The organism is Streptomyces sp. NPDC002671, assembly GCF_053592475.1.
In genome coordinates, this window is sequence record NZ_JBSFVU010000004.1 from 95,637 (window position 1) to 116,027 (window position 20,391).

Below are 20,391 nucleotides of genomic sequence, written 5' to 3' on the forward strand. Positions count from 1 at the left end.
ACGCAGAAGACATATGAGATCCCTGAGCGACCGCACGGGGCCTTCGTCCGGGCGAGTAAACGCACAAACCGGCCGTCCACCCCGCGACGGATGAGCGGGGCGGACGGCCGGCCGAAGGGATGCGTCCCGACGTCAGCCGTTGGCGCAGGTGTTGCCGAACGCCGGGTTCAGCAGCGCGATGACGTTCACCGTGTTGCCGCAGACGTTGACCGGCACGTGGACCGGGGCCTGGACGACGTTGCCCGACAGCACGCCGGGCGAGTTGGCGGCGCCACCCTGCGCGCCGGAGTCGGCGGCAGCCATACCGGCACCGCCGGCGACGGCCGCGACGGCGGCGGAGGTAAGGACCAGGCCCTTCGCGATACGCGACATGGAGAGGTGCTCCTTGGGATCGACACAAACATCCGGGCGGGATACCCGGCGCTGTGTCAACGCGTGGCACCCCTGAGGGTTGTGCCGCCAATGGGGTGAAGTCCGAATGGGCTTATCTGCCTGGAGTTCGAGTCGTCGAACCCCGGGCCGGCCACGGCCGCGGGCTTCGGCCCGGCGTGGCGGTTCGTGCACGGCGTGACGTTCACGGCGGGCACCCTGGTACGCGGGGTACGGCGACGGTTGCACGCGGGTCCGGCCGGCCGGCGGATCCCGGCCGGCCGGCGCGCTACCGGCCGAAGCCGGCCCGTCCTCGCCGGTACATGACCGCCCCGGCCGCGATCAGCACGGCACTGGCCGCCGAGGTCGCAAGCAGGGTCCCGGCCTCACCACCGGTGTGCGCAAGCTGGGACGGCTGCTGCTGTCCGCCGCCACCGGTGGGCGCAGTGGTGCGACTGTCGCTGTAGGGAGGCAGAGTGTGACTGGGAGCCGTGGTGTGACTGCCGCCGTGGGGAGGCAGAGTGTGACTGGGAGCCGTGGTGTGACTGCCGCCGTGGGGAGGCAGAGTGTGACTGGGAGCCGTGGTGCGACTGCCGCCGGAAGAAGTCGGAGGAGTCGAGTGGTGGCCTCCGCCGGAAGAGGGCGGGGTCCGGTCGCCACCACCGCCGCGCGGGGGCGAGGTGGTCGTGCCGCTCGTCGAGCTGGAACTCGAGTTGTCACCTGAGTGGTTGCCGCCGGGAGTCTTCGAGCCGTTGCTCTTCGAATCGTCGTGGCTCGCACAGGAGTTGCCGAACGCCGGGTTCAACGCGGCTGCGACGTCGACGGTGTTGCCGCAGACGTTGACCGGGACGTCCACCGGGGCGTTGACCGTGTTGCCGGAGAGCACGCCGGGCGAGCCCTGAGCGGCGCCGTCCGCGTTCGAGTCGGCGAGCGCGGGGCTGCCGTACAAGGACAGGATGCCGGTGGCGGCGGCTGCCGCGACCATGCCCTTGCTGAGGGTCTGTCGCAATCTAGGGGTCTTCCTGCTCGAAGAGGTGGGAAGGCCGGCCTCGGAACGGAGAAGATCGACGCTCCGGGGCCGGCCAGAACGCAGCAGCTGGGCTGGTGCGTTGCGTGACGTACGTCAGCCGTTGGCGCAGGTGTTGCCGAACGCCGGGTTCAGCAGCCCGACGAGGTTCACCGTGTTGCCGCAGACGTTGACCGGGATGTGAACCGGGACCTGGACCACGTTGCCCGAGAGGACGCCCGGGGAGCCGACGGCGGAGCCCGAGGCCCCGGCGTCGGCAAAGGCGGGGGCGGCCCCGCCCAGCGCCAGGAGTGCGCCGGCGACGACGGCAGCGCTCTTCTTCATGAACTTTCCCTTCTCTACGGTCATGCCCCAATTGACGGCCGAAACCGAGCGAGCACAGCTTGAACGACTCGCACCATGACCGGCAGGCTGTAAACGAGGGACATGCAGCCGAAGAAACTATGGAACGCGCGTCGTTCCTGAATTCACTCGAACGCCTTCACAGAATTGACATCTTGGCGGAGCCGGCAGAGAAACGCGTCCTCGATTCCTGCCCCCTCGCCAAGACACACCCGGAGCTTGTTCCGCGGGCCCTTATGGGCCATCGGGGTGAACCGGAGCAACCCATTGGTGCGATGGGCAGTTGGACCAGCGTGCTCCGGTGGACGGGGTTTCTTCAGAAGGGAATCAGCAAGTGATCAAGAAGGTTCTGGCCGTCGCCGCGGTTGCCGCCTCCGTCGTCGGCGTCTCTGCCGCCGCCGCTGCGCCGGCTCTGGCCACCGGCAACGACAACGGCACCACCTCCTTCAGCGGCAACGGCGCTTCGCAGGCGTTCGGCAACTCGGCCACCTACGGCAACTTCAGCCCCCAGATGGCGCTCATGCAGGGCTCGCTCAACAAGCCCTGCATCGGCCTGCCGGCCAAGCTCAACGCGCAGTCGCTGGTCGGCCTCGCCAACGTCGGCGTGCAGGACATCCCGGTCCTGTCCTCGCCGCAGAACCAGCAGTGCACCGAGAACTCCACCCAGGCCAAGGGCGACGAGCCGCTCTCGCACATCCTGGACGACATCTCCGCGCTGTCCAGCAACGGCACCGGCAACGGCTGAGCGCGCATCTCCCGGGCTCCTCGCGGGCCCTCCTCCGACGGGTCGCCGGTTCTCCGGCGGCCCGTCGGGCTGTTCACGCGCCCGCGCCGGCCGCAGGGAGCGCTTGTGAACTCATCCGACTGCGCTGCTCCGATCGGGGCAAAGGGCGCAACCGCGGCAAGCCCGGGGCAGTTGACGATCACGCAGCTCCCTCCCCGGAGTCCGCCTTTCGAAAGGGAACGAACATGAAGAAGCTGTGGGCAACCGCGGCTGTTGCCGCCTCCGTCGCCGGTCTCGCCGGTGTGGCGGCCCCCCAAGCGCTTGCCACCGGCAACGACACGGGCACCACGTCGTTCAGCGGCAACGACTCGAGCCAGTCGTTCGGCAACTCGGCCACGATGGGCGACATGAGCCCGCAGATGGCGCTCATGCAGGGCTCGCTCAACAAGCCCTGCATCGGCCTGCCGGCGAAGGCCAACGCCCAGTCGATCCTGGCTCTGGCCAACGTCGGCGTCCAGGACATCCCGGTCCTGTCCTCGCCGCAGAACCAGCAGTGCACCGAGAACTCCACCCAGGCCAAGGGCGACGAGGCCCTCTCGCACATCCTGGACGACATCTCCGCGCTGTCCGCCAACGGCACCGGCAACAGCTGAGCCAGCGCTTCGCCGAGCGGCGGGTCACCGGGTTCCTCCGGTGGCCCGCCGCTGTGCTGTCCGCCCGCAGCCGGTCACGCCTTGCGGTACAGCGCCTCGATCTGCTCCGCGTAGGCGGCCGTCACGGCGTGCCGTTTGACCTTCAGCGACGGGGTCAGCAGCCCGTTCTCCTCGGTGAACTCCCCCTCCACGAGCGCGAAGGCGCGGATGGACTCGGCGCGGGAGACGGCCTCGTTGGCGTGGTCGACCGCCTTCTGCACCTCGGCGCGCAGCCGTTCGTCGCGGACCAGCTCGGACAGCGGTGTGCCGGCGGGCAGTTGGCGTACGGACAGCCAGTGGGCGACCGCCTCCGGGTCGAGGGTGATCAGGGCGGCGACGAAGGGCCGGTTGTCGCCGACGACCACGCACTGGCCGACCGGTGAGCGGCTGCGCAGCCGGTCCTCCAGGACGGCCGGGGAGACGTTCTTGCCGCCGGAGGTGACGAGGATGTCCTTCTTGCGGCCGGTGATGGTGAGATAGCCGTCCTCGTCGAGGGCTCCGAGGTCGCCGGTGGCGAACCATTCGCCGGTCAGTACGGCGTCCGTGGCCGCCGGGTTGTTCCAGTACGACCCGAAGACGATCCCGCCCTTGATCAGCACCTCGCCGTCGTCGGCGATGCGCACGGACACGCCCGGGACGGGCAGGCCGACCGTGCCGGGGCGGGGCCCGAGCGGGGGCACGATGGTGGCGGCGGCGCTGGTCTCGGTCAGGCCGTAGCCCTCGTAGACGATGATCCCGGCGGCGTAGAAGAACAGGTTGAGGTTGCGGTCCAGCGGGGAGCCGCCGCTGATGGCGTACCGCATCCGGCCGCCCAGCTCCTTGCGGATGCGCCGGTAGACCAGCAGGTCGTACAGCGCCCAGGCGGCGTACAGGCCGGGCCCCGGGCCCTTGCCGGTGCCGAGGAACCTGCGCAGGTGGGCCTCGCCGAAGCGGACGCCGATCCGCTCGGCGCGGTCGAAGGAGGCGCCGCGGCCGAGCTTCTCGGCGGTGGCGCGCCCGGTGTCGCGGATCTTCTCGAAGAGGTACGGCACCCCGACCAGGAAGGTGGGCCGGAACTCCCGTAGCGCGGGCCGCAGTTCGTCGGGTTTCACGCTCGGGAAGTGGCCGGTCTCGATGCGGGCCAGCAGGCAGGCCAGCTGGAGGGTGCGGCCGAGGACGTGGGCGAGCGGCATGAAGAGCAGGGTCGAGGCCTGCTGTCCGGTGACGGCCTGGAAGACCGGGTGCAGCAGCTCGACGGTGTTGGCGGCCTCGGCGTGCAGGTTGGCGTGGGTGAGGACGCAGCCTTTGGGCCGGCCGGTGGTGCCGGAGGTGTAGCAGACGGTGGCGATGGTGTCGGGGGTCAACGCGGCCCGACGCTTGGCGAGTTCGTCGTCGGGGACGTCTCGGCCGAGGGTGGTGAGTTCGGCGATCGCACCCCCGTCGAGCTGCCACAGGCGCGGGGGCCGGGGGTGGTCCGCGGTGCCGGTGGTGACGGTAGCGGTGTTCTCGGCGGTCTCGGTGACGACGTACCGGGCGCCGGAGTCGCGGACGATCCAGTCGACCTGTTCGGCGGAGGAGGTCGGGTAGACGGGCACGGACTGGCCGCCGGCCGCCCAGATCGCGAAGTCCAGGACGGTCCACTCGTAGCGGGTGCGGGACATCACCGCGACCCGCCCGCCCGGTTCGAGCCCGGCGGCGACCAACCCCTTGGCCACGGCGGCGACTTCGGCGGCGAGGACGGCCGCCGTCACCGGGCGCCAGACTCCTTCCGTGCGGCGGCGCAGCAGTACGGCGTCCGGGCTCTCGGCCGCGTGCGTGAACGGCAGATCGGCCAGGGAGCCGCTGGTGAGCGGGGGTGCGAGGGGGGCCGCGCGGACCTCGCGCACGACGCCCGCCGCGTCCTTGACGATCTCCACCGCGCTCCTGCCCGCCAGGTCGGTGCGCTGCCGTGCCCGCTTCAGATCCTTGCGTACACCCATGGCGGCTCCCTGTCGCGGCTGATGCGAAGGCTCTTGCTGCCGCGCCAACTTACTCAGAGGTCAGGAAAGGTCAATGGGCCGTGCACGCGCCGTCGGTCACCGTGATGGTGAAGGAGTCGTAGCCCACCTGCGCCTTGCGTTTCATGCCCTGGACGTCGAGGCAGAACGCGGTGTCCGTGCCGTGGGCGGTGACGGAGTACCGGGCCTGCTCCGGGCCGCCGGTGAACATCATCGACTCGGGCTCCGGGGAGGCGAGCGTGACGGAGAGCGCGCCCTCGGGGCCGTTGCCGTCCCGCGCAATCCGCTCGCGCAGGATCGCGTCGTAGTCGCCGGAGCCGGGCCCGAGCAGCGCCTCCTTCGACAGCTCGCCCGTCGCCGTGGTGACCGCGCTGCGCAGGTCGTCCCCGCCCCAGGAGCCGGGCCCGCCCAAGTGGTACAGCAGCCACATGCCTCCGGCGGCGAACAGCAGCGAGCCGACGATGAGGGCCATGCCGACGGGGTTGTCCGGGTTGTAGACGTAGCGGTTGGTGCCCCATTTGCTGCGGATGAACACGCGGTCCGCGTCGGCTCGTTCGTCTCGGTCACTGGTCATGGCGGAGATTCTCTAGGAGACCACGTCCTTGCGGGCGAACCCCCGGAAGGCCAGGGCGAACAGGACCAGGGCGTACGTGACGGAGATCGCGGCGCCCTGGATCATGCCGGACCACTCGGGGTGCGGCTGGATGATGTCGGCCCAGGAGAACTGCCAGTGCGGGGGCAGGAAGTCGCGCCAGTGGCCGAGGGCGGTGACGGCGTCCAGGACGTTGCCGACGATGGTCAGGCCGACGGCGCCGCCGACCGCGCCGAGCGGGGCGTCGGTCTTGGTCGAGAGCCAGAACGCGAGCCCGGCGGTGACCAGTTGGGACACGAAGACGTACGCCACGGTGACCGCGAGCCGCTGTGCCGCGATGCCCGGGTCGAGCGCGCCGCCGGTGGGTATCTGCAGCGGGCCCCAGCCGTAGGCCGCCGTGCCGACGGCGAGCGCCACCACCGGCAGCAGGACCATCGCGGCGAGGCTGAGCCCCAGTCCCACGACGAGCTTGGACCACAGCAGCCGGGCTCTGGGCACGGGCGCGGCGAGCAGATAGCGCAGGGAGGACCAGCCGGCCTCCGAGGCGACCGTGTCCCCGCAGAACAGGGCGACCGGGATGACCAGCAGGAAGCCCGCCGAGACGAACAGGTTCACCGCGGCGAAGTTGGTCCCGGACGCGGTGGCCGTGTTCATCAGCGTGACCTGGCCGTCGCGGCCCGACGGGTTGCCGCCGATCGCGAAGGCGATCAGCAGCACGAACGGCAGCGCGGCGAGGATCCCGCCCATGACCAGCGTGCGCCGCCGCTTGAGCTGGCGGACCAGCTCGACCCGCAGCGGCAGCGTACGGCCCGCGCGGTAGCCGGAGGCCACCTCGACGGGCTCGGTGACCGCGCTCATGCGGAACCTCCGATCAGGGTCAGGAAGGCGTCTTCCAGGCGGCGGTGGGGGCCGACGGAGGCGAGGGGCACCTCCAGGCGCACCAGCTCCACGACCAGTTGCTCGGCCGTGCCGCCGGACCGGAGGCGGACCAGCAGGCCGTCGTCGGTGCGCTCCGCGGAGGCGACGCCGGGCAGCGCGGCCACCTTCTCCACGACCGGCTCCTCCACGGGCGTGCCGGTGCCGACGAGCAGCGTGTCCCCGGAGCCGACGATCTCCCCGACGGGCCCGGCCTGGACCAGCCGGCCGCGATCCATCACCACCAGGTGGGTGCAGGACTGTTCGACCTCGGCGAGGAGATGGCTGGAGACGATCACCGTACGGCCGCCGGCCGCGTAGCGGATCATCACCTCGCGCATCTCGCGGATCTGCGGCGGGTCGAGGCCGTTGGTGGGCTCGTCCAGGATCAGCAGGTCCGGCAGGCCGAGCATGGCCTGGGCTATGGCGAGGCGCTGGCGCATGCCCTGGGAGTAGGTGCGCACCGCGCGGGCGAGCGCGTCGCCGAGGCCCGCGATCTGAAGCGCCTCGTCCAGGTGGGCGTCCTCGGGCGGGCGGCCGGTGGCCCGCCAGTACAGCTCCAGGTTCTCCCGGCCGGACAGGTGGGGCAGGAAGCCCGCGCCCTCCACGAAGGCGCCGACCCGGGACAGCACGGGCGCGCCGGGCCGGATCGCGTGCCCGAAGACGCGGATCTCGCCGCCGTCCGGCTTGATCAGGCCCATCAGCATGCGCAGGGTGGTGGTCTTGCCCGCGCCGTTGGGTCCGAGCAGGCCGAGCACCTGGCCCTTCTCCACCCGGAAGGACAGGTCACGGACGGCGTACCGGTCGGCGGACTTGGCGTACCGCTTGCTCAGGTCCGTGATCTGGAGCGGGACTTCGGCGAGCTCCGGATCGGGTGCGGGGGCGGTCGTACGGCGCCTGCCGGTCAGCAGCAGGGCGAGGGCGACCGCCGCGCCGGCCAGGGGCAGCCACCACACCCAGGCGGGCAGGGGCGCCGCGGCGGTGGTGACGGCGGGGGCCGTCGGCACGCTCAGGTCTCCCTTCAGGGAGACGGTGTACATGGCCGGGGCGGCCGGAGAGGCGTAGCCGAGGTCGGTGGAGGCGAGGACCAGGCGGAGCCGGTGGCCCTTCTGGAACTCGTGGTCGATCGCCGGGAGGGTGACCGTCACGTCCTTGCCGGACCTGGCGCCGGTCACGCGCAGGGGGGCGACGAGCTGGGCGGGCAGCACCTGCTGGGTGCCGTCGGGGCCGACGTCGTAGACCTTGCCGAAGAGGATGGCGTCCTCGCTGGTGGAGGTGGTGTGCACGGTCGCCGTCGGCGCGCCGGTGATCCTGAGGCTGGTGCGCACGGGTGCCGAGTCGAACCTGGCGTACTGGCCGGGGAAGTCGAGGGAGACGCCGACGCCGAGCGCGGAGAGCTGGGCGAGGCCGCCGCCGGAGCCGCCGAGGCCGGGCAGGGCGGAGACGGCGGGCGGGGCGGCGCCCGCCGGGTTGGCGAAGCGCTGCTCGCCGCCGGTCAGGGCGATGGCCCGCCGGTGGTCGTGCAGGCCGGGGTAGGCGTCGGCGCTCGCGCCGCGCAGCAGGGCCCTGCCGTTGGTGGAGTCGACGCCTCCGGTGCGGGTGATACGGAAGGCCGGGCCGGTGGACGTGCCCTTGTCGCCCTTCAGGTACCGGTCGAACCAGGCGTTCACGCGCGCCTCGACGCGGCCGTTCTCCGTGTCGCCGCCGTCGTGGCCGCCCGCGATCCAGTCGACGTCCACGGGCGCGCCGCCCGCCCTGATCGTCCGTTCGGCCGCGTCGGACTGGGCGAGCGTGAACAGGGAGTCGGTCTGGCCCTGCACCAGCAGCGTGGGCACCTTGATGCGGTCGCCGACGGCGGACGGCGAGCGCTGCTCCAGCAGCCTGCGGGCGGCCTCGTCCGGCGTGCCCGACTCGGCGACCCGGTCGTACATCCGGCACAGCGCGGGCTCGAACCGGGCGCAGCCGCCGCCGTTGTTGAAGAAGATGCCGGCCCACAGCTTCTTGAACACGCCGTTCGGGAACAGGGCGTCGGCCAGGTTCCAGTAGGTGACGGCCGGGGCGATGGCGTCGACCCGGTGGTCGTACGCGGCGGCGAGCAGGGAGACCGCGCCGCCGTAGGAGGCACCGGCCACGCCCACGCGCGGGTCGCCGGGTTTGTCGAGCCGCACCTGGGGCTGCCCGGCCAGCCAGTCGATGAGCCGGGAGACGTCGGCGACCTCGTGCCCCGGGTCGTTGAGCCCGATCTTCCCGGTGGATTTCCCGAAGCCGCGCGCGGACCAGGTCAGCACGGCGTACCCGTCGCGCGCGAGGTCCTCGGCCTGCCCGCGCACGTCGTCCTTGCTGCCGCCGAAGCCGTGTGCCAGGAGGACGGCGGGGCGGCGGCCGGCGGAGTCGGTGGTGAAGTACGAGGTGTCCAGGCGCGTGCCGTCGGCCATGGCCATGACCCGGTCGGTCCGGTGCACCGAGGGCTCCCCGCCGGAGGCGGCGGCCGTCCAGGTGCCGACGCCGGCGAGCACCGCGACGACGGCCGCGCCGGCCAGAAGCCGGCGCGGTCCCTTCAGCAGCCCTCGCAGCCCGGGCACACCCCGTCTCACGCGCCGAAGATCCATACCCCCCACCGTACGGGCCGCCACCGACAACGGCTGCGCCCGCCGGGCTGAACCCCGGCCCCTCCTTGGGGAGTACAGACCTGTCCCCGCGTACTTCGGTCGCGGTACGCGGGGACAGGCGGGGACGGGGCGGACGGGTGGGGGACGCCGTCAGGCCTGCGCGTCCTCCGGGATGGAGACGAGCCAGCGGGTCTCGCGGCGCGGGCGGAGGTAGAAGGCCCAGTAGAGGGTGGCGACGGCGGTGATGCCGCCGGTCCACAGCAGGTAGGTCGGGTCCTGCTCCACGAGGATGTAGACGAGGACGGCGATCAGCAGGACCGGCATCGCGGGCCACAGCGGCATCCGCCAGGCCGGGATGTCCTTGTGGGAGCCGCGCCGGGCCAGCAGGGCGGCGCCCGCGACCAGCAGGTACATAGCGGTCACCGAGACGCCCGTGACGCCGTACAGCGTGTCCAGGTTGACGAAGCAGAGCAGCGCGCCGGGGACGCCGACCGCGAGCGTGGCGACCCAGGGGGAGCCGAAGCGGCCGAGGCGCGACAGGGCGTTGTTGACGGGCTGGGGCCAGGCCTTGTCGCGGGCGGAGGCGAACAGGACGCGGGAGTTCTGGATGACCATGACGATGCCCGCGTTGATGATCGCGAGGGCCACGCAGAGGCTGACGAAGGTGCCGACCGCGGAGTTGGACCAGGCGGTGACCATGGAGCTGATGTCGCCGCCGGTCAGCTCCTTGAGGTCGGAGGCGCCCATGGTGATCGCGGCGACCGGGACCAGGATGACGACGGTGGAGATGGCGAGGGTGGCGAGCACGGTGCGGGCGACGTTGCGGCGCGGGTGCTCCAGCTCCTCGGAGAGGTAGACGGCGGTCGAGAAGCCCTGGGTGACGAAGAGGGCGATGGCGAGGCCGGAGACGACGAGCATGGCGGTCACGGTGTCGGCGTGGCCGTGCTCTCCGGCGACCTTCATGGAGACGAGGCTGCCCACCCCGCGGTGGCTGTGGCTGAAGCCGAGCAGCGCGACGACTCCGGCCGCGACGACCTCCAGGACCAGGAAGATGCCGGTGATCCAGGCGTTGGCCCGCAGGTCGAGCAGGCCGGCGAGGGTGGCGAGCAGCATCACGCCGGCGCCGGTCATCGAGGGGTCGAGGTGCACGATCGGCGCCAGATAGTCGGCGGTGCCCATCGCGATCACCGGCGGGACGATCATCACCACCAGCAGGGACAGCACGAAGACGAGCCAGCCCGCGAGCCGCCCGGCCATCGTGGACACCATGGCGTACTCGCCGCCCGCGCTGGGGATGAGGGTGCCCAGCTCGGAGTAGCAGAACGCCACGGCGATACAGAGGAGGGAGCCGATGGCGATCGTCAGGGCGGTGGCGGTGCCGAGGGAGCCGAAGAGGTCGGGGACGACCACGAAGAGCGTGGAGGCGGGCGTGACGCACGACAGCGTCAGCAGGGTGCCGCCGACGACGCCGATGGAACGCTTGAGCTTCTGGGGGCTGTCAGGGGCCCCGGAACCGTCTATGACGGCTGTCTCGACAGGGCGGAGCGTGTCGGTCATGCGGCGGTTCCGATCGACTCGTGCGAGTGAGGGTGGGGGTCGGGAGCGCTATCGCCTCCGGCGGCTCGTCATACGTTCGTCTCGTCCGCTCCCGGCTGCATAGAGAACCCCGACGAAAACCGTTCCGTCAATGGCCGTTTACCTTCGGAATCCGTACCTCCGGTAAGACCCACGTCACATCTATTTCCCAGGCTATGAAGCCCTATTGGTGCATCCATCAAGCCCTGATCGAAGGTGACCTTGCTTTCCAAGGTCATCTCTCGGAAACCCCTTCATCACCCGTTTCATCCCACCTGAACGAGAACCGCAGCCGGCGCGTCAAAAAAATGTCAGGCCGTCCGGTATCCGGACGGCCTGACAAGGGGGTCTGAGCCCTCAGTGGTTACGCGGGAACCCGAGGTCCACGCCCGCGGGCGCCTCGGACGGGTCGGGCCAGCGGGTGGTCACGACCTTGCCGCGGGTGTAGAAGTGCGTGCCGTCGTTGCCGTAGATGTGGTGGTCGCCGAAGAGCGAGTCCTTCCAGCCACCGAAGGAGTGGTAGCCGACGGGCACCGGGATCGGCACGTTCACGCCGACCATGCCCGCCTCGATCTCCAGCTGGAAGCGGCGGGCGGCGCCGCCGTCCCGGGTGAAGATCGCGGTGCCGTTGCCGAACGGCGAGGCGTTGATGAGGGCCACGCCCTCCTCGTACGTGTCCACGCGCAGCACGCACAGCACCGGGCCGAAGATCTCGTCCCGGTACGCCTTCGCGGTGGTCGGCACCCGGTCGAGCAGCGAGATGCCGATCCAGTGGCCGTCCTCGAAGCCCTCGACGGTGTAACCCGTGCCGTCCAGGACCACCTCCGAGCCCTCGGCGGCGGCGCCGGAGACGTACGAGGCCACCTTGTCGCGGTGGGCGGCGGTGATCAGCGGGCCCATCTCGGAGGTCGGGTCGTTGCCGGGACCGATCTTGATCTTCTCGGCGCGCTCGCGGATCTTCTCCACCAGCTCGTCGCCGATGGAGCCGACCGCGACCACGGCCGAGATCGCCATGCAGCGCTCGCCCGCGGAGCCGTACGCCGCCGAGACCGCCGCGTCCGCCGCCACGTCCAGGTCGGCGTCCGGCAGGACCAGCATGTGGTTCTTGGCGCCGCCCAGCGCCTGGACGCGCTTGCCGTTGGCGGAGGCGGTGGTGTGGATGTAGCGGGCGATCGGGGTCGAGCCGACGAAGGAGACGGCCTTGACGTCCGGGTGCTCCAGCAGGCGGTCGACGGCCACCTTGTCGCCGTGCACGACGTTGAAGACGCCGTCCGGCAGACCGGCCTCGGACAGCAGCTCGGCGATACGGACGGAGGCCGACGGGTCCTTCTCGGACGGCTTCAGCACGAAGGTGTTGCCGCACGCGATGGCGATCGGGAACATCCACATCGGGACCATCGCCGGGAAGTTGAACGGCGTGATGCCCGCGACGACACCGAGCGGCTGGCGGATCGCGGCCACGTCGACGCGGTTCGCGACCTGCATGGACAGCTCGCCCTTCAGCTGGACGTTGATGCCGCAGGCCAGGTCCACGATCTCCAGCCCGCGCGCGACCTCGCCGAGCGCGTCGGAGTGCACCTTGCCGTGCTCGGCGGTGATCAGCTCGGCGATCTCGTCGCGGTGGGCGTCCAGCAGCGCACGGAACTTGAAGAGAATGCTGGTGCGCTGGGCGAGGGAGGACTGGCCCCAGGTCGCGAAGGCGTCCTTCGCGGCGGCGACGGCCGCGTCCACCTCCTCGACCGACGCGAACGCGACCTTGGTGGTGACCGCGCCGGTCGCCGGGTCCGTGACCGGCCCGTACGTGCCCGACGCGCCTTCGGCGGTCTTCCCGCCGATCCAGTGGTTGACGATCTTCGTCATGCCCAGAGACTCCTTATTACAGATGGCGGCGTCGGGTCGAGACGTGCCGTTCGTACAGCTCACGTGCCTTGACCGCGGACGATCGGGTCGCGGTCTCGGCCACAGGAACATCCCACCAGGCCTGCGCGGGAGGCGCGCCCGACACAGTGTCGGACGTTTCGGTCTCCACGTAGACACATGTGGCGGTGTCGGCGGCCCGCGCCTCGGCGAGCGCCGTGCGCAGGTCGCTCACGGTCTTCGCGCGCAGCACCCGCATGCCGAGGCTGGCCGCGTTGGCGGCGAGGTCGACGGGCAGCGGGGCGCCCGTGTACGTCCCGTCCGCCGCCGGGAAGCGGTAGGCGGTGCCGAACCGCTCGCCGCCCACCGACTCCGACAGACCCCCGATGGACGCGTACCCGTGGTTCTGCACGAGCAGCATCTTGATCGCGACGCCCTCCTGGACGGCGGTCACGAGCTCCGTCGGCATCATCAGATACGTGCCGTCGCCGACCAGCGCCCACACGTTCCGCTCCGGCGCGGCCAGCTTCACGCCGATCGCGGCCGGGATCTCGTAGCCCATGCAGGAGTAGCCGTACTCCAGGTGGTACTGGTCGTACGACCGCGCCCGCCACAGCTTGTGCAGATCGCCGGGGAGCGAGCCGGCCGCGTTGACGACGATGTCCGACTCGTCCACCAGGGCGTCGAGAGCGCCGATGACCTGCGGCTGGGTCGGCCGTACGTCCGGTTCGGCGGCCTCGAAGCAGGCGTCCACGCGCTGCTCCCAGCGCTCCTTGTCCTCGCTGTACTCGGTGACGTAGGAGTCGGCGGCCCGGTGCCCGTGCACCACCAGCGCCTCGGTCAGCTCGCCCAGGCCGCTGCGGGCGTCGGCGACCAGCGGGAGCCCGCCCAGCTTGTGGCCGTCGAAGGGCGCGATGTTGAGGTTGAGGAAGCGGACGTCCGGGTTCTCGAAGAGGGTGCCGGAGGCGGTGGTGAAGTCGGTGTAGCGGGTGCCGACGCCGATCACCAGGTCGGCGGTGCGGGCGAGTTCGTCGGCGGTCGCGGTGCCGGTGTGGCCGATGCCGCCGACGTCCTGCGGGTGGTCCCAGCGCAGGGAGCCCTTGCCGCCCTGGGTGGAGGCGACCGGGATCCGGGTGGCCTCGGCGAACTCGGCGAGGGCCGCCTCGGCGCGGCTGTGGTGGACTCCGCCGCCCGCGACGACGAGGGGCCGGCGGGCGGCCCAGACAGCCCGGACGGCCTCGGCCAGCTCGGTGGGGTCCGCGCCCGGCCGCCGTACGGTCCACACGCGCTCGGCGAAGAAGTCCTCCGGCCAGTCGTACGCCTCCGCCTGGACGTCCTGCGGCAGCGCGAGGGTGACCGCGCCGGTCTCCACCGGGTCGGTGAGGACCCGCATCGCGTGCAGGGCGCTCGGGATCAGGGCCTCGGGCCGGGTGATCCGGTCGAAGTACTTCGAGACCGGGCGCAGGGTGTCGTTGACCGACACATCGCCCGCGTACGGCACCTCGAGCTGCTGGAGCACCGGGTCGGCGGGGCGGGTGGCGAAGACGTCGCCCGGCAGGAGGAGGACCGGGAGGTGGTTGATCGTGGCGAGGGCGGCGCCGGTGACCAGGTTGGTGGCGCCCGGGCCGATGGACGTCGTCACCGCGTGCGTGGACAGGCGGTTCGACTGGCGGGCGTAGCCGACGGCCGCGTGCACCATGGACTGCTCGTTGCGGCCCTGGTGGTACGGCATGACGTCCCTGTACTCGACGAGGGCCTGGCCGATCCCGGCCACGTTGCCGTGCCCGAAGATGCCCCAGGTGGCGCCGATCAGCCGCCGCCGCACGCCGTCGCGCTCGGTGTACTGGGCGGCGAGGAAGCGGACGAGTGCCTGCGCGACGGTCAGCCGGATCGTCATCGGTAACCCCCAGTGCTCTCGACGTGATCGGGGTGGAAGCAGATCCGCCACTCCCGGGTCGCGCCCGGCCCCGCCATGACGTTCAGGTAGTACATGTCGTGCCCGGGCTGGGCGATGGACGGGCCGTGCCAGCCGTCGGGGACGAGCACGGCGTCGCCGGAGCGGACCTCGGCGAGGACGTCGGCGCCGCCCGGCCGCGAGGGGAACACGCGCTGGTAGCCGAGCCCGTTCGGGCCCTCGATCTCGAAGTAGTAGATCTCCTCCAGCTCGGACTCCTCGCCCGGCCGGTGCCTGTCGTGCTTGTGCGGCGGGTACGAGGACCAGTTCCCGCCCGGTGTGACCACCTCGACGGCGATCAGCTTGTCGCAGTCGAACGCGTCCGCTGCGGCGAAGCCCCGCACCTGGCGGGCGCAGTTGCCGCTGCCGCGCTGCTCGACGGGGACCTCCGGCGCGGGGCCGTAGCGGGCGGGGAGTCGTCGCTCGCACTTCGCTCCTGCCAGGGCGAAGCGGCCTCCCGCGCCGGAGGCGATCAGGACCCGGGTGTCCCGGGGTGCGTACGCGAAGTCGGAGACCGACGCGAACACACTTTTCCGGCCCAGGAGTTGGAACTCGTCTTCCTCAATTTGCACGGTACATCCGCCTCGCAGCGGAAGCACGATCCATTCGCTGTCCCCGGTGGTGAACGTATGGGTGCCGCCCGGTGTCAACTCCACGACGCGCAGACTGCTGTGTGTCCAGCCGGCCCGTTTGGGGTCGATGTCGACGGCGTACTGGGCGTTCGCGGTCGTGCCCTTGGGCAGATGCAGGTCGGTGCTGGTCATACGGCCCCCTCACAGCAGTCCTACGGCGGTGTCCACGGCGGCGGCCACATCGCCGTCCGCCGGATACAGCAGCGAGCGGCCGGCCACCAGGCCGCGCACGGTGGGGAGTTGGAGCGCGCCGCGCCATTTCTCGAAGGCGGCGACCTGGTCCTCGGGCGAGTCGCCGATGTCTCCGCCGAGCAGCACGGCGGGCAGGGTCGAGGTCTCCATGACCCGGACCATGTCGTCGGGGTTGTCGGTGACCGGCACCTTCAGCCAGGTGTAGGCGGAGGTGCCGCCGAGGCCGGAGGCGATGGCGATGGCCTTGGTGACCGCCTCGGCGGACAGGTCGTTCCGCAGCTTCCCCTTGGGGGTGCGGTGGCTGAGGAACGGCTCCACGAAGACCGGCAGCCGGCGCGCGGCCATGTCGTCGACGGCACGGGCGGCGGACTCCAGGGTGGTCAGCGAGCCCGGGTCGTCGTAGTCGATGCGCAGCAGCAGCTTGCCGGCGTCGAAGCCGAGGCGCTCGAGGTCCTCGGGGCGGTGGCCGGTGAACCGGTCGTCCAGCTCGAAGCTCGCGCCCTGGAGGCCGCCGCGGTTCATCGAGCCCATGACGACCTTGTGGTCGAGGACGCCGAGCAGCAGCAGGTCGTCGAGGATGTCGGCGGTGGCGAGGACGCCGTCGACGCCGGGCCTCGACAGCGCGATGCAGAGGCGTTCGAGGAGGTCGGCGCGGTTGGCCATGGCGAGCTTGCGGTCACCCACGCCGAGGGCGCCGCGGGCGGGGTGGTCGGCGGCGACGATCATCAGCCGGCCGTTCTCGTGCAGCAGCGGGCGCCGGGCCCGGCGGGTGGCGGCCTCGGCGATCGCCTCGGGGTGGTGGGTGCGGGTGTGGACCAGCGCGGAGACGTCCACGCGGGCCTGCCGGCTGCCGTCCCCGCCCTCGCGGTGGGTGCCTGTCACCCTGCCCGCCCTCACAGCACCGCTCCGGCGTCGAGCGCGGCGGCCACCTCGTCGGGGGTGGGCATCGCGGAGGAGCACTCCAGGCGGGAGGCGACGATGGCGCCGGCCGCGTTGGCGTGCCGCATGGTCGTCTCCAGGTCCCAGCCCGCGAGGAGGCCGTGGCAGAGGGAGCCGCCGAAGGCGTCCCCGGCGCCGAGTCCGTTGAGGACGGTGACGGGCAGCGGCGGGACCTCGGCGGACTCGCCCGCCCGGTTCACGGCGAGCACGCCCTTCGGTCCCTGCTTGACGACGGCGGTCTCGGCCCCGGCGTCCAGGAGCGCGCGGGCGGCGGCGTGCGGCTCGCGCAGCCCGGTGGCGACCTCCACCTCGTCCAGGTTGCCGACGGCGACCGTGGCGTGGCGCAGGGCCTCGGCGTAGAAGGGGCGGGCGGCGTCCGGGTCCCTCCAGGCCGGGTTGTTCCAGAGAGCGGGCCGCCAGTCGAGGTCGAAGACGGTGATGCCGGACCCGGCCCGGTGGGCGAGGGCCGCGAGGGTCGCCGTACGGCTGGGCTCCTCGCTCAGGCCGGTGCCGGTGACCCAGAAGACGCGGGCCTCGCGGATGGCGTCCAGGTCCAGGTCGTGGGCCTCGATCTCCAGGTCGGGCGCCTTGGGCTGCCGGTAGAAGTAGAGCGGGAAGTCGTCCGGCGGGAACACCTCGCAGAACGTGACCGGGGTAGGCAGTCCGGGCACCGGCGTGACCCAGCGGTCGTCCACGCCGAAGCCGCGCAGGGCCTCGTGGAGGTAGGTGCCGAACGGGTCGTCGCCGGTGCGGGTGATCACGGCGGTGCGCCGGCCGAGCCGGGCCGCGGCGACCGCGACGTTCGTCGCCGACCCGCCGAGGAACTTGCCGAAGGACGACACCTGGGCGAGCGGGACGCCGGTCTGCAGGGGGTAGAGGTCCACTCCGATCCGCCCCATCGTGATCAGGTCGTAGGCCATCGGCTTCCCTTCGTCATGGCTCTCCCCATGGCTCTCCCCGGCTTTGTAGTCCCGTACGCAGAAGCCTGTCAATATTTTGTCCGGACATTCGGACCAGACGGCCGTGCGATTCCCAGACGACCCGGGCATATAAACGGTCACTTTGCGGCAGACGTGTCACAAACGCCCCGTTCGTGTCACACATGTCGCGCCTATGCGGGTTATCCGTCACACCCGGTCAACAGCTGCTTCCCACCGGTCACCGTGCGCCGTTCACCGGGCACAGGCTTGGTGATCGCCGGCGCAGCGCCCGGCTCCCCCGACGGCCGCCCCCGGCCGCCGCCGCGGCGCGCGCAGGGAGGTGCGACTCATGACCGACCGCAGGCTCTGGTCCTACAAAGAGATCGCGGCGCACATCAGCGTGCAGCCGGACACCGTACGGTCCTACCGCAAGCACGGGCTGCTGCCTCCGCCCGACCACGTGGAGGGCGGCAAGCCCTACTGGTACGCCGACACCGTGCGCGCCTGGGTCGCCTCCCGGCCCGGCAACCGTGGGCGCAGAGACGGCTGACGGGGCCGCGGAGGCGGGGCCGGGGGGCGTCAGCTCCAGGGCTCGATGACCGTGACGCCGGCCCCCGGTGCCGTACCCATCGCGGCGAGGGCCGCCGGGGCCGCGTCGAGGGATATGGACGACGTCACCAGCAGGTCGGGGCGCACGGCGCCGGAGCGGACCAGCCGGAGCATGCCGGGGTAGGCGTGCGCGGCCATGCCGTGGCTGCCGAGGAGTTCGAGTTCCAGGGCGATGGCGCGGGCCATGGGGACGGGGGTCCTGCCGTCCGGTGAGGGCAGCAGGCCGACCTGGACGTGCCGGCCGCGCGGGCGCAGGGAGTCGACCGAGGCCGCGCAGGTGGCGGGCGAGCCGAGGGCGTCCAGGGAGAGGTGGGCGCCGCCGCCGGTCAGCTCCCGCACGGCCTCGGCGGTGTCGGTGACCCGGGCCGCGTCCACGCACTCGGCGGCGCCGAACTGCCGTGCCAGCTCCAGGGCTCGGGGCGCGAGGTCGACGGCGACCACCCGGGCGCCGGAGGCCGCCGCGATCATCACCGCCGACAGTCCGACCCCGCCGCACCCGTGCACCGCGACCCACTCCCCGGCCGCCACCCGGCCCTGCTGCACCACCGCGCGGAAGGCGGTGGCGAACCGGCAGCCGAGAGCCGCCGCCGTGGCGTACGCCATCCCGTCCGGTACGGCCACCAGGTTGACGTCGGCGTGGTCGAGCGCCACGTACTGGGCGAAGGAGCCCCAGTGGTGGAAGCCGGGCTGGGTCTGCCGCTCGCACACCTGCTGGTCGCCGGCAGCGCAGGACGGGCAGGTCCCGCAGGCGCAGACGAACGGCACGGTGACCCGGTCGCCGGGCCGCCGACCGGTGACGCGGGTGCCCACCGCCTCCACCACTCCGGCGAGTTCATGACCGGGCACGTGCGGCAGGACGATGTCCGGGTCGTGGCCCATCCAGCCGTGCCAGTCGCTGCGGCACAGCCCGGTCGCCTCGACCCGCACCACGACCCCGTGCTCCGCGGGCTCCGGGTCCGGCACCTCCCGCACCCGGGCCGGCTTTCCGTACTCCTCGAACACCACGGCTCTCATGCGGCTCACCCTTTCACTCCGCCCGCACCACCGGAACGGGTGCGGGCGCCTGCGGCATGGAGCGCGTCTGCTTAGGGTGCGGACAAGAGGTGCAAGCAGGAGCACAAGGGGACCCCGTCGTGACCCACTCTCCGCCGCCCGGCACACCCCGGGCCCGCATTCCCGGCCCGCAGCAGCCCCCGCCGCCGTACCCGCGCATCGGCGCGGGCCTGTGGCGGCGCTGCCTGGGCGGCGGGCTCGCGCTGTGGGCGCTGACCGCGGTGGTGGCGTACGCGACCCGGAACACCGCCGTGCTGCCGACCCTGATCCTGCTCGGCAGCTTCCTGGTGCCCGTCGTCTTCGTGCTGTGGGCGTACGAGCGGCACGGCCGGGACCTGGGCGTCAGCGCGGTCCTCGGCTGTTTCCTGGCCGGTGGCGTGCTCGGGGTGCTGGGCGCCTCGTTGATGGAGTCGTATCTGCTGCGCCCCTCTCTCTGGATGTTCGCCGGGGTCGGGCCGACCGAGGAGGCGGCGAAGCTCGGCGCGCTGGTGTTCGTGCTGCGCCGGCAGCCGGGGATCCGCGGGACGCGGGCCGGGCTGGTGCTCGGCGCCGTCGTCGGCCTCGGCTACGCGGCCCTGGAGAGCGCCGGGTACGCCTTCGACGCGGCCGTGTCCCCGGTCGGCGTCGACCTGCGGACGCTGCTGGAGACAGAGCTCCTGCGCGGGGTGCTCGCGCCCTTCGGGCACGGCCTGTGGACGGCGATCGCGGGCGGGGTCCTGCTCTCCTTCCGCCGCCCGAAAGGGCAGTTCCGGCTCACCGGCCCGGTCGTCGGCGCCTGCCTGGGCGTCTCCGTGCTGCACGCCCTGTGGGACTCCACGCACGGTCTCGCGATCTGGCTGGCGGCCCGGCTGGCCGGCGCCGGGCTGGACCGGCAGCTGTTCGCGCAGGGGTACCTCCCCCGGCCGGGCGCCACGCAGGAGCACCTGTTCACGCTGTTCTCGGTGGGGCTCGCGGCCCTGGTCACGCTGGCCGGCATCGCGTGGCTGCGCTCAATGGGCCCACGACACCCCGACCCCCCTTGGAGAAATACCCCCTAGGGGTATAGAGTCATGGCCATGAGGTTCACCCGCGAACCCCATTGACACCCTATGCGTCCACATATGTCTCCACGAGGAGTAACGACATGAGCGCCCAGACCGACACCCAGGGCCCCGTCACCACCGTCTACAAGGTGACCGGCATGAGCTGTGGCCACTGCGAGGGCTCCGTCTCCGGCGAGATCTCCCAGATCCCCGGCGTCAGCTCGGTCAAGGCCGTCGCGGCCACCGGCGAGGTGACCGTCGTCTCCGCCGCCCCACTGGACGAGGTAGCCGTCCGCACCGCGGTCGACGAGGCCGGTTACGAGCTGGCCGGCAAGGCCTGACAGCACACCCCTTCCGCGACCGGGCCGTACGGACCAGCAGCAGCCGACCAG

19 protein-coding genes and 1 pseudogene are annotated in these 20,391 nt (G+C 71.9%); 6 read left to right on the top strand and 14 right to left on the bottom strand.

All coding sequences use genetic code 11. The features are described 5' to 3' along the window. Positions 1–132: 132 nt before the first annotated feature. Positions 133–372: a chaplin gene (locus tag ACWD35_RS07250; RefSeq protein ID WP_451350164.1), complete on the bottom strand. Its 240-nt coding sequence runs from the start codon at positions 370–372 to the stop codon at positions 133–135. Positions 373–495: 123 nt separating this feature from the next. Between ACWD35_RS07250 and ACWD35_RS07255 the strand changes: the two are divergent. Then, positions 496–696, top strand: a pseudogene (locus ACWD35_RS07255) (dimethylaniline monooxygenase); the annotation flags it as partial. Here ACWD35_RS07255 and ACWD35_RS07260 read toward each other — a convergent pair. Next, positions 659–1,378: a chaplin family protein gene (locus ACWD35_RS07260; RefSeq protein WP_451350165.1), complete on the bottom strand. Its 720-nt coding sequence runs from the start codon at positions 1,376–1,378 to the stop codon at positions 659–661. The pseudogene ACWD35_RS07255 and the gene ACWD35_RS07260 sit on opposite strands and share 38 nt — an antisense overlap. Positions 1,379–1,492: 114 nt before the next feature. Next, the gene (locus ACWD35_RS07265; protein WP_451350426.1) at positions 1,493–1,720 is read right to left on the bottom strand and encodes a chaplin; all 228 of its coding nucleotides are present in this window, start codon (positions 1,718–1,720) and stop codon (positions 1,493–1,495) included. A gap of 352 nt (positions 1,721–2,072) precedes the next feature. Between ACWD35_RS07265 and ACWD35_RS07270 the strand changes: the two genes are divergently transcribed. Both ACWD35_RS07270 and ACWD35_RS07275 read left to right on the top strand, forming a co-directional pair. Next, complete coding sequence (locus tag ACWD35_RS07270) at positions 2,073–2,483, top strand: rodlin (RefSeq protein ID WP_451350166.1); 411 nt, start codon at positions 2,073–2,075, stop codon at positions 2,481–2,483. Between the two features lie 224 nt (positions 2,484–2,707). Then, positions 2,708–3,115: a rodlin gene (locus tag ACWD35_RS07275; RefSeq protein WP_451350167.1), complete on the top strand. Its 408-nt coding sequence runs from the start codon at positions 2,708–2,710 to the stop codon at positions 3,113–3,115. Between the two features lie 74 nt (positions 3,116–3,189). On the opposite strand, the gene ACWD35_RS07280 is transcribed toward ACWD35_RS07275, so the two are convergent. From ACWD35_RS07280 to iolC, 10 genes are all read right to left on the bottom strand, one after another. After that, entirely contained in the window at positions 3,190–5,112 is a 1,923-nt protein-coding gene (locus ACWD35_RS07280) for an AMP-dependent synthetase/ligase (RefSeq protein ID WP_451350168.1), read from the bottom strand. 70 nt (positions 5,113–5,182) lie between these two features. Next, on the bottom strand, positions 5,183–5,704 hold the full coding sequence (locus ACWD35_RS07285) for a hypothetical protein (protein ID WP_451350169.1): 522 nt from the start codon (positions 5,702–5,704) through the stop codon (positions 5,183–5,185). Between the two features lie 12 nt (positions 5,705–5,716). Continuing rightward, complete coding sequence (locus ACWD35_RS07290) at positions 5,717–6,580, bottom strand: ABC transporter permease (RefSeq protein WP_451350170.1); 864 nt, start codon at positions 6,578–6,580, stop codon at positions 5,717–5,719. Further along, the gene (locus tag ACWD35_RS07295) at positions 6,577–9,246 is read right to left on the bottom strand and encodes a CocE/NonD family hydrolase (RefSeq protein ID WP_451350171.1); all 2,670 of its coding nucleotides are present in this window, start codon (positions 9,244–9,246) and stop codon (positions 6,577–6,579) included. The genes ACWD35_RS07290 and ACWD35_RS07295 overlap by 4 nt, the downstream gene beginning before the upstream one ends. A gap of 150 nt (positions 9,247–9,396) precedes the next feature. After that, positions 9,397–10,803, bottom strand: a complete 1,407-nt coding sequence (locus tag ACWD35_RS07300) for an APC family permease (RefSeq protein WP_451350172.1) — start codon at positions 10,801–10,803, stop codon at positions 9,397–9,399. 375 nt (positions 10,804–11,178) lie between these two features. Beyond that, positions 11,179–12,681, bottom strand: a complete 1,503-nt coding sequence (mmsA, locus tag ACWD35_RS07305; RefSeq protein ID WP_451350173.1) for a CoA-acylating methylmalonate-semialdehyde dehydrogenase — start codon at positions 12,679–12,681, stop codon at positions 11,179–11,181. Positions 12,682–12,697: 16 nt separating this feature from the next. Then, complete coding sequence (gene iolD, locus ACWD35_RS07310; RefSeq protein ID WP_451350174.1) at positions 12,698–14,575, bottom strand: 3D-(3,5/4)-trihydroxycyclohexane-1,2-dione acylhydrolase (decyclizing); 1,878 nt, start codon at positions 14,573–14,575, stop codon at positions 12,698–12,700. Further along, the gene (gene iolB, locus ACWD35_RS07315; protein WP_451350175.1) at positions 14,572–15,396 is read right to left on the bottom strand and encodes a 5-deoxy-glucuronate isomerase; all 825 of its coding nucleotides are present in this window, start codon (positions 15,394–15,396) and stop codon (positions 14,572–14,574) included. Before iolB ends, iolD begins: the two co-directional genes overlap by 4 nt. Before the next feature lie 9 nt (positions 15,397–15,405). Next, positions 15,406–16,290 (bottom strand): Cgl0159 family (beta/alpha)8-fold protein, encoded by an 885-nt coding sequence (locus ACWD35_RS07320; protein ID WP_451350427.1) that lies wholly within the window; start codon positions 16,288–16,290, stop codon positions 15,406–15,408. A 59-nt stretch (positions 16,291–16,349) separates the two neighbouring features. Then, on the bottom strand, positions 16,350–17,315 hold the full coding sequence (iolC, locus tag ACWD35_RS07325; RefSeq protein WP_451350176.1) for a 5-dehydro-2-deoxygluconokinase: 966 nt from the start codon (positions 17,313–17,315) through the stop codon (positions 16,350–16,352). A gap of 349 nt (positions 17,316–17,664) precedes the next feature. On the opposite strand from iolC, the gene ACWD35_RS07330 reads away from it, so the two are divergent. Beyond that, positions 17,665–17,865 (top strand): helix-turn-helix transcriptional regulator, encoded by a 201-nt coding sequence (locus ACWD35_RS07330; protein ID WP_451350177.1) that lies wholly within the window; start codon positions 17,665–17,667, stop codon positions 17,863–17,865. A 29-nt stretch (positions 17,866–17,894) separates the two neighbouring features. Here the strand turns inward: ACWD35_RS07330 and ACWD35_RS07335 are convergent, their stop codons facing one another. Next, on the bottom strand, positions 17,895–18,938 hold the full coding sequence (locus ACWD35_RS07335) for a zinc-dependent alcohol dehydrogenase family protein (RefSeq protein WP_451350178.1): 1,044 nt from the start codon (positions 18,936–18,938) through the stop codon (positions 17,895–17,897). A gap of 119 nt (positions 18,939–19,057) precedes the next feature. On the opposite strand from ACWD35_RS07335, the gene ACWD35_RS07340 reads away from it, so the two are divergent. Then, the gene (locus tag ACWD35_RS07340; RefSeq protein ID WP_451350179.1) at positions 19,058–20,014 is read left to right on the top strand and encodes a PrsW family intramembrane metalloprotease; all 957 of its coding nucleotides are present in this window, start codon (positions 19,058–19,060) and stop codon (positions 20,012–20,014) included. Positions 20,015–20,100: 86 nt separating this feature from the next. Continuing rightward, on the top strand, positions 20,101–20,340 hold the full coding sequence (locus ACWD35_RS07345) for a heavy-metal-associated domain-containing protein (protein WP_451350180.1): 240 nt from the start codon (positions 20,101–20,103) through the stop codon (positions 20,338–20,340). Positions 20,341–20,391 lie beyond the last annotated feature (51 nt).

Coding starts and splice junctions, on each gene's coding strand:
- ACWD35_RS07300 (WP_451350172.1), bottom strand. CDS start 10,803: ATGACCGACACGCTCCGCCCTGTCGAGACAGCCGTCATAGACGGTTCC.
- iolD (WP_451350174.1), bottom strand. CDS start 14,575: ATGACGATCCGGCTGACCGTCGCGCAGGCACTCGTCCGCTTCCTCGCC.
- ACWD35_RS07335 (WP_451350178.1), bottom strand. CDS start 18,938: ATGAGAGCCGTGGTGTTCGAGGAGTACGGAAAGCCGGCCCGGGTGCGG.
- ACWD35_RS07285 (WP_451350169.1), bottom strand. CDS start 5,704: ATGACCAGTGACCGAGACGAACGAGCCGACGCGGACCGCGTGTTCATC.
- ACWD35_RS07280 (WP_451350168.1), bottom strand. CDS start 5,112: ATGGGTGTACGCAAGGATCTGAAGCGGGCACGGCAGCGCACCGACCTG.
- ACWD35_RS07290 (WP_451350170.1), bottom strand. CDS start 6,580: ATGAGCGCGGTCACCGAGCCCGTCGAGGTGGCCTCCGGCTACCGCGCG.
- ACWD35_RS07275 (WP_451350167.1), top strand. CDS start 2,708: ATGAAGAAGCTGTGGGCAACCGCGGCTGTTGCCGCCTCCGTCGCCGGT.
- ACWD35_RS07330 (WP_451350177.1), top strand. CDS start 17,665: ATGACCGACCGCAGGCTCTGGTCCTACAAAGAGATCGCGGCGCACATC.
- mmsA (WP_451350173.1), bottom strand. CDS start 12,681: ATGACGAAGATCGTCAACCACTGGATCGGCGGGAAGACCGCCGAAGGC.
- iolC (WP_451350176.1), bottom strand. CDS start 17,315: ATGGCCTACGACCTGATCACGATGGGGCGGATCGGAGTGGACCTCTAC.
- iolB (WP_451350175.1), bottom strand. CDS start 15,396: ATGACCAGCACCGACCTGCATCTGCCCAAGGGCACGACCGCGAACGCC.
- ACWD35_RS07250 (WP_451350164.1), bottom strand. CDS start 372: ATGTCGCGTATCGCGAAGGGCCTGGTCCTTACCTCCGCCGCCGTCGCG.
- ACWD35_RS07345 (WP_451350180.1), top strand. CDS start 20,101: ATGAGCGCCCAGACCGACACCCAGGGCCCCGTCACCACCGTCTACAAG.
- ACWD35_RS07265 (WP_451350426.1), bottom strand. CDS start 1,720: ATGAAGAAGAGCGCTGCCGTCGTCGCCGGCGCACTCCTGGCGCTGGGC.
- ACWD35_RS07295 (WP_451350171.1), bottom strand. CDS start 9,246: ATGGATCTTCGGCGCGTGAGACGGGGTGTGCCCGGGCTGCGAGGGCTG.